The sequence below is a fragment of the Geomonas limicola genome, from assembly GCF_014193675.1.
GTDB classification, from domain to species: domain Bacteria; phylum Desulfobacterota; class Desulfuromonadia; order Geobacterales; family Geobacteraceae; genus Geomonas; species Geomonas limicola.
Genome location: NZ_BLXZ01000013.1, coordinates 18,928 through 34,117, shown reverse-complemented (window position 1 = coordinate 34,117; position 15,190 = coordinate 18,928). Strand labels below are relative to the sequence as shown.

Annotated in this window: 13 protein-coding genes; all 13 read left to right on the top strand. The window is 64.3% G+C overall.

Annotation, left to right across the window (positions count from 1 at the left end; all coding sequences use genetic code 11):
* Positions 1 to 163 precede the first annotated feature (163 nt).
* Positions 164 to 2,458 (top strand): polyphosphate kinase 1, encoded by a 2,295-nt coding sequence (gene ppk1 / locus H7688_RS22195; RefSeq protein ID WP_183363446.1) that lies wholly within the window; start codon positions 164 to 166, stop codon positions 2,456 to 2,458.
* 3 nt (positions 2,459 to 2,461) lie between these two features.
* Positions 2,462 to 3,538, top strand: a complete 1,077-nt coding sequence (locus H7688_RS22190) for a uroporphyrinogen decarboxylase family protein (protein ID WP_183363445.1) — start codon at positions 2,462 to 2,464, stop codon at positions 3,536 to 3,538.
* A gap of 642 nt (positions 3,539 to 4,180) precedes the next feature.
* Positions 4,181 to 5,329, top strand: coding sequence for a hydrogenase small subunit (locus H7688_RS22185; protein WP_183363444.1), 1,149 nt, complete (start codon positions 4,181 to 4,183; stop codon positions 5,327 to 5,329).
* Between the two features lie 2 nt (positions 5,330 to 5,331).
* Complete coding sequence (gene hybA / locus H7688_RS22180; protein ID WP_183363443.1) at positions 5,332 to 6,354, top strand: hydrogenase 2 operon protein HybA; 1,023 nt, start codon at positions 5,332 to 5,334, stop codon at positions 6,352 to 6,354.
* Positions 6,351 to 7,550: an NrfD/PsrC family molybdoenzyme membrane anchor subunit gene (gene nrfD, locus H7688_RS22175; RefSeq protein WP_183363442.1), complete on the top strand. Its 1,200-nt coding sequence runs from the start codon at positions 6,351 to 6,353 to the stop codon at positions 7,548 to 7,550. Before hybA ends, nrfD begins: the two co-directional genes overlap by 4 nt.
* Before the next feature lie 158 nt (positions 7,551 to 7,708).
* A complete protein-coding gene (locus H7688_RS22170) occupies positions 7,709 to 9,409 on the top strand; it encodes a nickel-dependent hydrogenase large subunit (RefSeq protein WP_183363441.1) in 1,701 nt (566 codons plus the stop codon).
* A gap of 83 nt (positions 9,410 to 9,492) precedes the next feature.
* Positions 9,493 to 10,053: a hydrogenase maturation protease gene (locus tag H7688_RS22165; protein ID WP_183363440.1), complete on the top strand. Its 561-nt coding sequence runs from the start codon at positions 9,493 to 9,495 to the stop codon at positions 10,051 to 10,053.
* 224 nt (positions 10,054 to 10,277) lie between these two features.
* Positions 10,278 to 10,589 (top strand): hypothetical protein, encoded by a 312-nt coding sequence (locus tag H7688_RS22160; RefSeq protein ID WP_183363439.1) that lies wholly within the window; start codon positions 10,278 to 10,280, stop codon positions 10,587 to 10,589.
* Positions 10,573 to 11,064 (top strand): DUF3106 domain-containing protein, encoded by a 492-nt coding sequence (locus H7688_RS22155; RefSeq protein WP_183363438.1) that lies wholly within the window; start codon positions 10,573 to 10,575, stop codon positions 11,062 to 11,064. Before H7688_RS22160 ends, H7688_RS22155 begins: the two co-directional genes overlap by 17 nt.
* A 76-nt stretch (positions 11,065 to 11,140) precedes the next feature.
* On the top strand, positions 11,141 to 11,965 hold the full coding sequence (locus H7688_RS22150) for a transporter (protein ID WP_183363437.1): 825 nt from the start codon (positions 11,141 to 11,143) through the stop codon (positions 11,963 to 11,965).
* Between the two features lie 35 nt (positions 11,966 to 12,000).
* The gene (locus tag H7688_RS22145) at positions 12,001 to 12,558 is read left to right on the top strand and encodes an RNA polymerase sigma factor (protein ID WP_308470318.1); all 558 of its coding nucleotides are present in this window, start codon (positions 12,001 to 12,003) and stop codon (positions 12,556 to 12,558) included.
* Positions 12,555 to 12,935 carry a hypothetical protein gene (locus tag H7688_RS22140; protein WP_183363436.1) on the top strand — a complete coding sequence of 127 codons (381 nt, stop codon included), beginning with the start codon at positions 12,555 to 12,557 and terminating at the stop codon, positions 12,933 to 12,935. Before H7688_RS22145 ends, H7688_RS22140 begins: the two co-directional genes overlap by 4 nt.
* Positions 12,936 to 13,402: 467 nt before the next feature.
* Positions 13,403 to 15,118, top strand: a complete 1,716-nt coding sequence (locus H7688_RS22135) for a DUF4382 domain-containing protein (RefSeq protein ID WP_183363435.1) — start codon at positions 13,403 to 13,405, stop codon at positions 15,116 to 15,118.
* Positions 15,119 to 15,190 lie beyond the last annotated feature (72 nt).

Here is a 15,190-nt window from a genome sequence, read left to right as displayed (position 1 = left end):
CTGGTATCGGACGAACCAACTGGAAACTGTAGAGTGATTAATGTTATAGTTATTTCATCCGTGTCAGTAAAACCCTGACATTGACTTGCCCCCCCAGCGCAAGCTGGTAGTATTCAGGTGCTGAAAGCTTGATGATGAGGACCTGAGGGTCCGGGAGACTGCAATGGAAGATCGTCCGCTCAAACTGGTACAGTCGCCACCCCGGCAAGAAAGCCCCGGGGAACCGGTTGGTGCCCCGATTGCCGGCAAACCGGCGGCCACCGGCAAACCCGCTGCCAAGGGTGCCAAGAGCAAGGCAGGCAAGGTGAAGACCGTCAAGAAGGGGAAGGCGCGCCCGGCGCTCAGCGAGCCGGAGAGCCCGTTCGACCTCGGTGAAAGCCAGTGGTACCTGAACCGCGAGCTGACCTGGCTCGAATTCAACCGGCGCGTGCTCAACGAGGCGCTGGACGAGCGCACCCCGCTGTTGGAGCGGCTTAAGTTCGTCGCCATCGTCGCCTCCAACCTCGACGAGTTCGTCATGAAGCGGATCGGCGGCCTGAAGCAGCAGATCGGCGCCGGGCTCAACGAACCCACCCTGGACGGGCGCACCCCGCGCCAGCAGGTGCTCGAGTGTCACCTCTCGATCCGCGAGCTGCACGTCCGCGAGCGCGAGGCCTTCGCCAAGCTGCGCCTTCTGCTGGAGCAGAAGGGGATCGTCATCGAAAGCTGGGCGACCCTCACCCCCAAGGAAAAGAAGCACCTGCGTGAGCACTACTACACGAACATCTATCCGCTTCTGACCCCGCAGTCCATCGACCCCGCGCACCCGTTCCCCTTCATCTCGAACCTCTCCTTGAACCTCCTGGTGACCCTGCGCTACCCCAAGGCGCGTGAGTTCTCCCTGGCCCGGGTCAAGGTGCCGGTGGGGCTCGGGAGCCCGCGCTTCATCCGGGTAGGGAAGGGGGACCACTTCATCCCGCTGGAAGAGGTGCTGATGCACAACCTGGACATGCTCTTTCCGGGGATGCACATCGTCTCGTGCGAGATCTTCCGGGTGACCCGCAACGCCAATACCGAGAAGGACGAGGAGGAGGCCGACGACCTGATGGCGATGATCGAGAGCGAGCTCAAGGAGCGGCGCTTCGCCCCGATCGTGCGGCTGGAGATCGGCGCCGGCATGGAGCCCCTGCATCGCGGCAGGCTCGCGGCCGAGCTGGAACTCGACGAGGAGAACGACGTCTTCGAGGTCCCGGGAATGCTCGCCCTGCGCGACCTCTTCGAGCTGACACGGCTCGACTACCCGCGCCTGCACGACCCGGCGCACCACCCGATCGATCACCCGCTGCTGCTTAGCCAGCGCAACATCTTCCACACCATCCGCGACGCCGGGTCGCTTCTCTTGCAGCACCCCTACGAGTCCTTCGCCACCTCGGTGGAGCGCTTCCTGCGCGAGGCGGCCGAGGACCCCAAGGTGCGCGCCATCAAGATGACCCTCTACCGCACCTCCACCCAAAGCCGGATCATCGATTCGCTTTTGTTGGCGGCGCAAAACGGCAAGCAGGTCGCGGTGGTGGTGGAGTTGAAGGCGCGCTTCGACGAGGCGACCAACATCAGGCTCGCCGAGCAGATGGAGGAGGCGGGGATCCACGTGACCTACGGGGTGGTGGGGCTCAAGACCCACTGCAAGGTGATCCTGGTGGTGCGCCAGGACTACCAGGGGCTCCGGCGCTACGTGCACATCGGCACCGGCAACTACCACGCCGGGACCGCCCGCATCTACTCGGACCTGGGGCTTTTGACCTGCGACGAAACCATCGGCCAGGATGTCACCGAACTCTTCAACTACCTGACCACCGGGTTCTTGGCGCGGCGCAACTACCAGGCCATCGTGCCGGCCCCCAAGCTCTTGAAGAAGGCCCTCCTGGAGAAGATCGAGCGCGAGGTGGCGCTGCACCGGGCGCAGGGCGGAGGGCTCATCCAGTTCAAGATGAACGCGCTGGAGGACGGTGACATCGTCAAAGCGCTCTACCGTGCCTCCCAGGCCGGCGTAAAAATCGACCTCTACGTCCGCGACACCTGTCGCCTGAGGCCGGGGATCCCGGGCCTCTCGGACCAGATCCGGGTGGTGAGCATCGTCGGGCGCTTTTTGGAGCACGCCCGGATCTACTACTTCAGAAACGGCGGCACCGAGGAGTACTTCATCTCTTCCGCCGATGCCATGAAGCGCAACCTCGAGGCGCGGGTGGAGATCCTCTGCCCGGTAGCCGCGCCGGAATTGACCCGCGAGATCAGGCAGATCTTCGATACCTACGACGCGGACCACCGCTCCGCCTGGGACATGCTCCCGGACGACAGCTACCTGCAGCGCCATCCGGCCGAGGGGGAGCCGGCCGAGGGGACCCACCAGATGTTGATCGCCCAGGCCGCCAAAAGGCTCAAAGACTCGCTCAAGGAAAAGAAGAAACTCCCCCACCACTGATAGGTGGTAAAGCCTGTCCCGGAGAGCCGGATGAACCCCTACCAGCGCCTGCAGAACGCCCTCAACCTGGACCCCGTGGACCGTGTCCCGGTCATCCCCCTTTTGGGGGCCTACGGTGCCCGGCTGACCCGGGTTGCGCTGAAAACCCTGTTCAGCTCCGCGGAGGCCTACGTCGCCGGGCAGCAGGCGCTGCAGGCGGAGTTCGGTTTCGACCTGGTGCTCGCCCCCTTCGATTTCAGCGCCTTCGCCGAGGCCTGCGGAGGCGAGGTGGCCTGGCACGAGGAGCAGGTCCCCAACACCAGGCGTCCCCCGTTTCGGCGCCCCGAAGAGGCGCTCAGTCACCCGCTACCGGACCCGTGCAGCAGCGGCAGGCTGCCGGTCTTCCTGGAGGCTACCCGCCGTCTGGCCGATATCTACCGGCAGCGGGTTCCGATCGTGGCTGCGGTTCCCGGCCCCTGCATCTTCCCGGCGCTGCTTTTCGGCCTGGACCGCTGGATAGAGATCCTGCTCTTCGACGAGGCGGAGGCCCGGCGGCTTTTGGCGCACACCGGTCCCTGCTTCCTCGCCTGGGCCCGGGCACTTCTCGAGGCGGGTGCCGACTACCTCGTGGTCAGCGAAGGGATGGCGGTCTCCGAGGTGGCGCCGCGCAGCATCTTCGTCCCCCAGTTCCTCCCCCACCTGCTCGACATGTTCCACGAACTGAAGGCCCCCACCTTTTTAAGCGGCACCGGCGGCTCCCTGAACCACAACCTCGACCTCCTGGCCGGCCTCCCCGGGCTGGTCGCCGTCTGCCCGGGCGCCCGGGACGACCTGGCCCGGGCCCGCGACCTTGTGGGCTCCCAGCTCCCTCTGGTGGGGAACCTGGACTGCCACCTGCTGCCGAGCCTCACCCCGGACCAGGTCTGCCAGTTGAGCCTCGCCAAGCTCGACCGCGCGGTCCCGGCCGGTCCCTTCCTCCTGGGTACCGCGGGGGCAGACCTTCCCCTTGCCACCCCCCCGGACAACCTGAGGGCGCTGCGGGCCGCGGTGGACCGTTTCCAGGAGGATCGGCTCGACCAGGACGCGCACGACGTTCTATAAATTCCCCCCGTTGCAGCTCCACTCCCGGTCGTTGTTCTAGATAGAACCAGGATGTTTGATGTCCGTTCATACCCTACAGGAGGGAAACAACCGGGTTCGGCGTCCGCCATTCTCATGAAGCTGGTGATGCACCGGTCGGGGGCTCCCAACTGGTATCGCGCTAACCTCCTGTCGTTACTGCTTAAAAGCCTGGTGACGGTTTCCTGCCTGAGGGGAGCAAAAAAAATGAAAAAAAACTTCTTACATCTCTTGACATCGTATACATTGGGATAAAATTAATTAGTGTGAGCCTATGGCTTCGTTCATCACGATCGCTTTCGTTTTACTGCAGCCACTACCTGTTTCATTTCAGAATGCTGGCGCCAGACAGCGCTCCTCGGTCCCCAGAATCTGCCTGCCACCGCCACTACCTATAGACTTCTCCAGTATCTTGAAAACCCAACGCGGAACGTGCCGGAACTCTCTTCGGCGTCCGCTGTAATACCACCCTGGCGGAACGCGCTCCGGCTGCAGGAGTGCGTCCGCATCGTCAACGGCAGACCTTGAGCAGCGCAAGGAGGTGAATTCGCATCGATTCCAGCAAGGTAGCTTCGCATTGGGCCAGGATGGTAGAGATCATCACTGTTTTGATCGGAGGGATTTATGGAGACAGATGCGTTTGCAACAGTACGTCGCCAATTGGGAGGGATCTCCCGCAGGGATTTTATCAAGTTCTGTACCGTACTCGCCGCGGGGATGGGGTTGCCGCTTTCCGCCGGCGCCCGCATCGCCGAAGCGGTGGTGACCGCCAAACGTCCGCCGGTGATCTGGCTCTCCTTCCAGGAGTGCACCGGCTGCGTCGAGTCGCTGCTTCGCTCCAGCCACCCGACCCTCGAACACCTGCTGCTCGACCTGATCTCGCTCGACTATTCGGAGACGCTCAGCGCCGCTGCGGGTCACCAGGTGGAAGAGGCCAAGGCCGATTCCATCAAGGCCAATAAGGGGCGTTTCGTCCTGGTGGTGGACGGGGCCGTCCCGACCAAGGACAACGGGATCTACTGCAAGATCGCCGGTAAGACGGCCCTTGAGATCCTCAAGGAAACAGCACCCCACGCCGGGGCCGTCATCGCGATGGGGTCTTGTGCCTCCTGGGGCGGTGTGGCCGCCGCCGGAAGTAACCCCACCGATGCCGTCGGTATCGTCGATCTGCTCCCGAAGCAGAAGGTGGTCACCATCCCGGGGTGCCCGCCCAACCCCTACAACCTCTTATCCACCGTCCTCTACTACATCACCTTCAAAAAGCTCCCCGAGTTGGACGAGAAGGGGCGTCCCAAGTTCGCCTACAGCCGGATCATCCACGAAAACTGCGAGCGCCGGCCGCACTTCGATGCCGGCCGTTTCGCCCAGCAGTTCGGCGACGACCTGCACCGGCGGGGTGCCTGCCTCTACAAGCTCGGCTGCAAAGGGCCCGAAACCTACGCAAACTGCCCGACCGTACTGTTCGGTGAGACCGGTGCCGGCACCTGGCCGGTGGGGATAGGACATCCCTGCTTTGGTTGCACCGAGGAAAAGGTCGGTTTCAAGACGCCGCTCTTCACCCTTGCCAACATCAAGGAACTCTCCCCGCCGGTCTTCTTCTCGGAGGCCTTCCCCGACAAGTCCGGGATCTCTCCGGGCATCAAGGTGCTTGCCGCCGGTACTGCCGGAATGGCGATCGGCGTGGGTGGCACCGCCGCCCTGGCCGCCCTCAAACGCAGCGATGCTGACGACGAGGGTGACGAGAAGGGGCGGGGCGACGGCAAGGAGGTGTAGTCATGGCGATATCAAGACGCAAGTTCGTGAAGATCGTCGCCGGCACCGGAGGGGCCCTGGTCGCTTCGGGCACCCCGCTGGCTCCCCTCGCCCAGGCTCAACTCTCGACGGAGCTCCCCCCGCAGGCGACCGGTATCCTCTACGACGCGACTCTCTGCGTCGGCTGCAAGGCCTGCATGTCCAAGTGCAAGGCCGAAAACAACGTCCCCGGAGGCGCGCTCTACAAGAAGGGGAGGAGTACGCCCCCCTACGAAAAAGGGAACCTCGAGGCGAACAACGGGATCTGGGATGCGCCGCGGGAGCTCTCCGGCGACACCCTCAACATCGTGAAGCTGTACAAAAACGGCAACGCCCAGGTGAAAGACCGCGCGGTGAACGGTTACGCGTTTTTCAAGCAGCAGTGCCTGCACTGCATCTCGCCGGCCTGCGTCTCGGTCTGCCCGGCCGGGGCGTTCCGCAAGGACCCGGAAAACGGCGCGGTGTACTACCTGGCCGAGCGCTGCATCGGCTGCCGCTACTGCCAGCTTGCCTGCCCCTTCGGGGTGCCGCGCTACGAGTGGAACTCCGCCTGGCCTGAAGTCAGAAAATGCCAGCTCTGCAGGCACCGCCAGGAAAAAGGGAAAATGGCGGCCTGTGCCGAGGCCTGCCCGACCGGGGCCACCATCTTCGGGAAGGTGGTCGAGTTGCGCGAGGAGGCCAAGAGGCGGCTCGCCCTGCGTCCGGGGGAGGAGTACCGCTACCCGATCCAGGTGGTCGGCTCCAAGGACTGGACCGTGCGCGGCGCGGCGCACTACGTCGCCCAGGTCTACGGCTTGAAGGAGGCCGGCGGGACCCAGAACATCATGCTCTCCGGCATTTCCTTCGAACTTTTGGGGTTCAAGAACAACATCCCGAACTACGATCTGCCACGCCTTACCTGGGCCTACATCTCCAAAGTACTCTGGGTCTTCTTCTGGGTCTTCAGCGCCGGCACCGCCACCTACCAGATCACCCACCGGAAGAAGGATAAGGAGGGGCAATCATGATCGACATGACACGCTACGCAGGACAGACCGCCGGGACGCTGTTGAACCGGCTCCTGGACGACTCGGTCAGCAGGCACCTCGGCATCAAGCTCGATACCCCCTTGACCCGCGTCATGATCTCCCTGATCGCCCTCGCCGCGGTGGTTGCCGGTTACCGGCTGGTGTTCGGTATCGGCGCGGCCAGTAATTTGAACGACCAGTGGCCCTGGGGGCTCTGGATCGGCTTCGATGTCCTGGGCGGGGTCGCCATGGCGGCCGGGGCCTTCATGATCGCCGGCGCGGTCTACATCCTCAACTGGCAGAAGTACAAGTGCATCGCCCGCGCCTCCATCCTGAACGCCTTCTTCGGGTACCTCCTGGCGGCCATCTCCATCACCCTCGACGTGGGACGTTCCCTGGTCATCTGGCACCCCCTGGTGATGTGGCAGATCAACTCGATCATGTTCATCGTCGCCTTGCACCTGGTGCTCTACCTGAGTACGCTCGCCACCGAGTCGAGCCCGATGGTCCTGGAAAAGCTCGGCTGGCAGCGCGCCCTGGACGGGGTGCACCGGATCATGGTGGGGGCGGTGATGTTCGGGGTGGCGCTCTCGCTCTTGCACCAGTCCTCCCTGGGGGCGAACTACCTGATCGTTCCGGGGAAACTCTCGCCGCTTTGGTACAACAAACACCTCCCCTACCAGTTCCTGGCGTCTGCGCTGATGATGGGGTTCTCCATGGTGAGCTTCGAGACCATCCTCACCGGCAAGGTCTTCAAACACTCGGTCCCCTTTGACGTGATCAAGGGGTTGGCCCGGGGCATCATGATCGTCGGCAGTTTTTACCTGGTCTTCAAGCTCTTCGAACTGGTGCAGGGGCCGGGTCTCATGGCCCCCTTCGACGGAAGCCTGGAGGGTGGGATGTGGCTTCTGGAGATGACCGTGGGGGTCGTGCTTCCGCTGTTACTCCTGGCACTTCCCAGCGTGCGCCGCAACCGGAACAAGCTTTTTGCGGTGGACATCCTGGTCATCTTCGGCGTGCTGTTCAACAGGCTCAACGTCTGCATCTTCGGGGTGGCCCGCTACAACACCGCGTTCGGGGGTGACTACTTCCCTTCTGCCATGGAATGGATCCTGACCCTGGGGATGATCGCCTTCGCCGTCCTGGGCTTCAAGCTCTGTGCGAAGTACCTGAACCTCTTCCCCGAGCCGCATTAACGGCAGGGGCTGGGGGATGAAGGCAGGGGCTAGGGACTAGGGACTGGGGGCCAGGGAAAATCTGAGAGTCAGGACCTGGGACGTTAAAGGGCAGCCCAAGAGGCATACGTAGAACTTAGAACAGAGAACTGATTTCGAGTAAAAAGGAGGGCTTTTGTATGTCAACGAGAATAACGATCGACCCGGTCACCAGGATCGAGGGGCATCTTCGGATAGATTGCGAGATAAACGGCGGCAAGGTCACCAACGCCTGGTCGTCGGGACAGATGTGGCGCGGCATCGAATCCATCGTGCAGGGGAAGGACCCGCGCGAGGTCTGGCTCTACACCCAGCGCATCTGCGGGGTCTGCACCACGGTGCACGCCATCGCCTCGGTGCGCTCGGTGGAGAACGCGCTCGGCATGGAGATCCCCCTGAACGCCCAGTACATCAGGAACCTCATGGTGGCGGCCCACGCTATCCAGGACCACCTGGTGCACTTCTACCACCTCTCCGCGCTCGATTGGGTGGACGTCCCGTCAGCGCTCAAGGCCGACCCAAAAAAGACGGCGACCCTGGCCCAGAACCTCTCTAGCTGGCCCATGCACAGCACCCAGGTCTTTTCGGACGCCCAGCAGCGCCTGAAAGCCTTTGCGGACACCGGCCAGATGGGGATCTTCACCAACGGCTACTGGGGGCACCCCGCCATGCGGCTCTCACCCGAGGTGAACCTCATGGCCACCACCCACTACCTGCAGGCGCTCGAGGTCCAGAGAAAGGCAAACATGATCGTCTCCATCCTGGGCGGCAAGACGCCGCACATCCAGAACCTCGCCGTGGGTGGGGTGGCCAACGCCATCAACACCGACAGCCCGGCCACCCTTACCATGGAGCGCCTCTACTACGTGAAAACCCTCATCGACGACCTGGGCAAGTTCGTCAACGAGGTCTACTTCAAGGACGTCTGTGCCATCGGCGCGGCCTATGCCGACTGGACCGCCATCGGCGCCGGTGTGAAAAACTACCTGGCCGTGCCGGACCTCCCCGAGGACGGCAAGGGGATCGCCTGCCTGCTCCCCGGCGGCTACCTCCCCGGCGGCGACTTCGCCAAGTTCCACCCGATCCGCACCCTGCAGGACGAGTACTTCCAGAAAGGGGTCCAGGAGAGCGTCAAGCACTCCTGGTACCAGGGGGAGTGGACCCGCCATCCCTGGGACGAGGAAACCAAGCCGCACTACACCGACTTCCAGGACAACGGCAAGTACTCCTGGGTGAAGGCGCCCACCTTCTACGGGCAGCCGGCGCAGGTGGGTCCCTTGGCCAACGTGCTGGTCATGTACGCGGCGGGACACGAGCCGACCCGGAGGTACACCAATCTTGCCCTCGAGACCGTGGGTAAGCAGCTTGGACAGAAAATCCCGTTGGAGGCGCTGCATTCCACCATCGGCCGCCACGCCGCCCGTGCCGTGCGCGCCGCGGTCCTCTACGAGGTCCTGCAGAACCAGTGGAAGAACCTCATCGAGAACATCGGCTCCGGTGATGCCAAGACCTTCATACGCCCCGAGTTCCCCAAGGGCGAGGTGAAGGGGGTGGGGTACCACGAGGCGCCGCGCGGCGTGCTCTCGCACTGGGTGGTGATCAAGGATGCCAAGGTGAAGAACTACCAGGCGGTGGTTCCCAGTACCTGGAACTCCGGCCCGAGAAACGGTCAGGACCTCCCGGGCCCCTACGAGGCGTCCCTTTTGGGAACGCCGATCGCCGACCCGCAGCGGCCGCTCGAGGTGCTGCGCACGGTGCACTCGTTCGATCCGTGCCTGGCCTGTGCCATTCACCTGACCGACACCGAGCACCAGGAGATTGTCGAGGTGCGCGCAACGTAACGTGTGCTGGCAGGCACCGGACCGACCGCCTGATCCCCCAGATCAGGCGGACGGCCCCGGTGGTTCCTGCAGGAGGTAACACCATGAACATCCTGGTACTGGGCGTGGGCAACCTGTTGATGCAGGACGAAGGGGTAGGGGGGCGGGCCATCGAGGAGCTGGAGAAGCGCTTCAGGATCCCTCCCGCGGTGGAACTTCTGGATGGCGGTACTGCGGGGCTCGAGCTCTTGAACCAGCTGGGCTGCCGCGACGCGCTGATCATCGTCGATGCCGTGCAAAGCGGCAAGGCTCCGGGTACCGTGATCCGTTTCGAAGGGGACCAGGTCCCTGCTGTCTTCCGTCGGAAGATCTCCCCGCACCAGCTGGGCATCTCGGATCTGCTGGCCGCGGCGCGGCTCATCGACCTCTTGCCCAAGCGACTGGTGCTCTTCGGGGTGCAGCCGGCCGAACTGGGGACCGGACTGGAACTCTCCTCGAAGGTCGCGGGAGTCCTGGGGGAATTGACCCTACTGATCGCCCTCGAACTGCAATCCCTGGGCGTGGAACTACTTTTGAAAAACGCGCCGCATCCCCCGGCACTGACCTTGAGCGGGAAGAAGTGGCCCTTGGTACAGCTGAACCCTTGCCAGGTGGTATTGTCCTGACTCCCAAGCTCCGCGCAGTTCAGCACCGACCGGGCCGCTTGCCCCCGGTCGGTGCTGGCCCTCCTCGCCGCCACCTTCCTGGAAACGACTTTTCTTTTGCCTCCCGCCTCCATTTGGTCTAGATTATTTCACTGCGCCGGTCGCCACGGGGACCGCCTGCCGAACCGGCCGTACCTCATCCACCCCGCGCAGTGGGAGCTGCTGTGCAACACATTAAAAAAAAGGTGTCAACCGCGCGTCGGCTGACACGTTATAGCATAGGAAAACGCCTGAGCTGTGGTCCGGTCCTGGCGCTTCTCCTGGTATCCCTGGTCCTGGGTGCCGGGCGTGCGCGGGGGGCGGAGGAACCGCTGTCGCCCGAGTTTCTCGAGTACCTGGGGACGGTCGAGTCGGGCGGCATCAAGGATATCGACAACTTAAGCCTCGAGGAGTTTGTGCAGTTTTTGAAGTCAGCGCTGAAAAAGGCGGTGGGCCAAAAGAAGGACGACCAAGGGAAGGAGAAGGGTAACGAGCATGCCGATGCGCCGAAGCACTAACATGATCCTGTGTTGCCTCGTGGCGCTTTGCTGCCTGGCTGGTGCCGGCGAGGCCGCCCCAACCCCGTACTCCTGGGAGACCCTCTCGCCGGCCCAGCAGCAGGCCCTGCAGTCGGTGCAGGGGAATTGGGACAGTCTGCCTGCGGTACGCAGGGAACAGCTGGTGCGCGGCGCGGACCGCTGGCTCTCCTTGAAAGCCCCGGAACGGGAACGGGCCCGACAGCGCTTCAGTGCCTGGCGCCGGCTGAGCCCGGAAAAACAGGAGCAGGTCAGGCAGAACCTGGCCCAGCTGCGCAACCTCCCGCCCGAACAGCAGGAGGCGATCCGGCAGCGCTTTCAGGAGTTCTCCCGGCTCCCCGAGGAGGATCGGCGCCGCTTGCGGCAGCAGTGGCAGTCACTCCCCCCCGAAACGCGCCGGCAGCTCCTCAACGAGCGCAGGAACGTAAACATCCGTCGCCCCATGCTGCGCAGGTAGCCATGGGGCCGGGCTTTTTCCCGAACCTTCAGCCGCTCCCGCGTTGGCTCTCCCACCGGGGGATTCAGGAGAATCGATGTCGCTGTACCTGAGGGCCTTGGCCCTTATCTGCTGCCTGGTCCTTGGTAACCTGACGACCGCCCGCGCCGCCGACACCCTTTCCTCCGACGAGGCCACTACCTTCTCGACCGAGATCGGCTTCGACCTGGCAACCGGCAGGTACGGCAACACGGTCTCCACGACGACGCTGTCGATCCCGGTGTCGGTTCTCTACCTTCCCACCCCCCGGCTCGACCTGGGGCTCATGATCCCCTACCTGTGGCAGAACAACGACCTGGTGGTGGAGGGAAGGCCGGTTCAAAATCCCTCGGTCCAGGCCGGGCCGGGAGGGATACTGCGGCGCCCTGCGCAGCATAGCCAGGCGGTGCACGGTTTCGGGGACCTGGTCGGCACCGTGGGGTACCTCCTTTTCAAGGAGGGGGACTACGCGCCCCAACTGCGCGGCCTGGCCGCCGTGAAGTTCCCCACTGCCGAGAGCGGCCTGGGGACCGGGGCCTTCGACGAGATCGTCGGGCTGGCGGCCACCAAGTCCTTCGGAGCGTGGTACCTGTACGCGAGCGGCAACTACACCTTTCAGGGGAAAACCTCGCTCTTCACGGCACGTGACTTCGCCGATGGCGAGACCGGGGTAGGGTACGAGGTGATACCGGGACTGCGCCCCTCGCTGGGGGTGCGGGGTGCCACCGCGGTGGAAACCGGCACGGGAGGCACCATGCTGTTGGGTGGCAAACTGGTCTGGGCGCTGAGCGATTCGATCGATCTCAAGGCGTACCTGGACCGGGGGCTCGCAACCGCCGCGCCCGACTGGCAGGGTGGGGCATCACTGGCCTTCAACTTCTAGACAGACGTCACCCACGGTCCTCAGGACCCTGAGCGATCGGCACGGAGCGGCACCTGCACAACCCGGGACGCTTGAACGACTTTTTGGCCGGCGTGGAGCGCAAGGCCTTCCGCATGGCGGCACTGGGGACCGGCAACGAGGACGACGCCTTGGACATCATCCAGGACGCCATGCTCGCCTTCGTCAGGAAGTACGCGGAACATCCGGAGCCGGAGTGGGCGCCGCTTTTCTACCGGGTACTGCAGAGCCGGATCACCGACTATCATCGGCGTTCTCAGGTGCGTAACCGCCTGCGCAGCTTCTTCGGCCTGGGCGACGAACCGGACCGCGAGGACCCACTCGAGCAGATGCCTGATCTCCAGGCGGTCCCGGCCGACCACCGGATTGCCGGGGAGCAGCTGGCCGCTTCGCTGGAACAGGCGCTGCGCCGACTGCCGCTGCGCCAGCAACAGGCCTTCTTGATGCGGGCCTGGGAAGGGCTCGATACCCGGCAAACCGCCACCGCCATGGGGTGCTCCGAGGGGAGCGTCAAGACCCACTACTTCAGGGCCCTGCAGGCCCTGCGTCAATTGTTGGAGGAATTCCGGCCATGAAACCTGAGCTTTCCGACCAGGAACTGGAAAACCAGATCCGGGCAAGGCTCGATGCCTCCCTGGACCAACTGGACCAGGGCACGCTCAATGCCTTGAGCCGTGCCCGCCTCGCGGCACTGTCCGAGGCTCGGGAGCGCCGGCCGGTTCGTTGGCTTCCCTCTTGGCTTACCCCGGCGCGGCTCTCCCTCTCGGCGGTCACCGTGGCGGCCCTGGCCCTTTTCCTGGTGGTTCCGGCCCGCGCCCCCCAGTCCGTGGCTGTCGAGGATCTGGAGGTGCTCACCGCGCCGGAGCAGGTCGATCTCATCCAGGACCTCGACTTCTACCGTTGGTTGGACCTGACGGATGCCACACGGAAGGGGCCGGCGCAGCACCCCTGATCACCTGCGCTACCGTGCAGGCGCCGCAACTCCTTCCCGGTAACCCTGCAGCTTTTACCTGGTAACCCCCGCAGCATGTTTGATCCGCGTGTCCCGTTTCCCTTCCCCCTTTCTCCGCACTGTCCCGCCAGGTACACCTTGCCTGGCCGCATTTCTTTTCCGCCCCCCCCCCCCCCCCCCCCCCCGCTGCTTCCCCGTGCCGATAATCATTCCGCGAGCTTTGCAAAGAACCGTAAAAAAATTGCCCAGGCGTGTCAACGTGCGGCAGAGCCGGGCGTTTAAGCTGGGTATACGGAGCCGGTTTGCCGCTTCGATGCCTGCCAACTCAAGCGGGCGCCAGGGATAGAAACCCCTACCTGTAACGCTGAACACAGAAGGTGCACAGGGTTCACGCTGTCCCGATCCGCCCCGCGCGGTTATCTCTCGGCCGGTGGTCAGCGCCACCGGTACCATGCAAGGAGTCTGCTATGAAGAACGTTGGCAAACTGGCCTGGCTCTGCCTGGCCCTGCTCTCCCTCACCCTGTATCTCGGTGGCTGTAGTGGTGGTGGCTCGACGGCAAGTTCCTCGGCGACAGGCGTGGTGAAACTTGACGTCACCGACGCTCCCGCAAGCGACTACGCCCACGTCTACGTGACGGTGACCGCGCTTGGCTTTCACACCAGCAGCAGTGCCGGGTTCACCGGGTACAGCAGCGCCCGGATGGCCGGCTGGCAGGTAGTCCGACTTGCCCAGCCCCAGACCGTGGACCTGGCCCAACTCGCCAACGGCACCATGTACGCCGACACCAACGGCAACTCCTCGCTGTTCAACAACATCACCCTACCGGTGGGACGCTACCAGCAGCTGCGCATCTTCCTCGCCTCGACCGAGGATGCCTACGTGGGATCCATCCCGGGCCTTACCTACAATAACGAGGTGGTGCTCGCAAACGACAGCACCGAGTATGCCCTGCGCGTGCCGACCGCCGACGAGGGGATCCGTGTCATCCCCGAGGCACCGGTCGAGGTGACGGCGGGCGGCAACACCGCACTGGCCCTCGATTTCAATCTCAACAACGACGTCTTGAAGCTTCCCGCCTCCCAGTCCAGCACCGGCAGTACCGAGTTCCTGCTCAAGCCGAGGCTCGGCTACTTCGACATGGCCACGGTGGGGGCCATCACCGGCACGGTGAGCTTTGGCAACCTGAGCACCTCGCGCATCGTGGTGAAGGCCGAGCAGGTGAAGCCGAACGGTTCCTACCGCGTGGTGCGCCGACTGACCGGAGTCGACAAGACGACCGGCGCCTTCACGCTGTACCCGCTCCCCATCTTCGGCAGCGCCACCACCGCGGTCTACGACGTGCTGATTCGCGGGCGCTACGCCGAGACCTCCATCGTCAAGGGGATCACCGTGCACAAGGGGAGCACGCCGGCCACCGGTGTGAACCTCGGGACCATCACCCTCACCCCGGGAACCGAATTCACCGCGCAGCTCAGTAGCGCCATGCACCCCAGCGGCGCCTGGATCAACTTCTACCAGACCATCGCCGGCGACTCGGTCCCCTTCGAGGTGCGCTACCGCCACCTGAACCCCTACACCGGAAAGTTCAGCACCAGCGTGGAACTCTCCACCGGTCCGCTGCACGTGGCGAGCTACAGCGCGGGGCAACCGCTGGTATTCACCGACGACAATACCAGCCAGGGTTCCTTCTCGGTCGTGGCCGATGCGGGCGGGCTCTACGGCAGGGGACGCATGCACAACGGCGTCTCCGGCAGCTCCGGGCAGGCGGTAAGCGTCACCATGGTGAGCGCCGAATCGCCCCAGGTGACCCTGCCGGCCCAGTCGGGGCAGATCACCGGCATCTTCGACATGACCCTCATGGGGACCGGGACGGGGCACGGCATGGGAGGCGGCATGCGCAACCTGGGTGCGCCGACCCAAGGGCAGCTCTTCGTGACCCACGGCGGCATGGTCATCGACAGCCTCGGCGTGTTAACCGGCGACACCACGGTGAGTAGCGCCATGCAGGCCGGTGGCGGGGCAGGCCACGCGGTGGCACTCGCGAACCTCCCCTCAGGAGTGTCGGGCGCCGTCTACGGCATGTACGCCCTCGGCTGGGGGAGTGGGAAACTGGTAGCGGGGAGTGCGCGCGGCATCGACCTGAGCGGCGGCAACGCCACAGCGACGCTCACCATGAAGTAGCAACGAGTTGGTGGCAGGTACCTCGGCCCCGCGCTCTCCGGCGCGGGGCGTTTTTTTGCCGGCGGCCCAGGC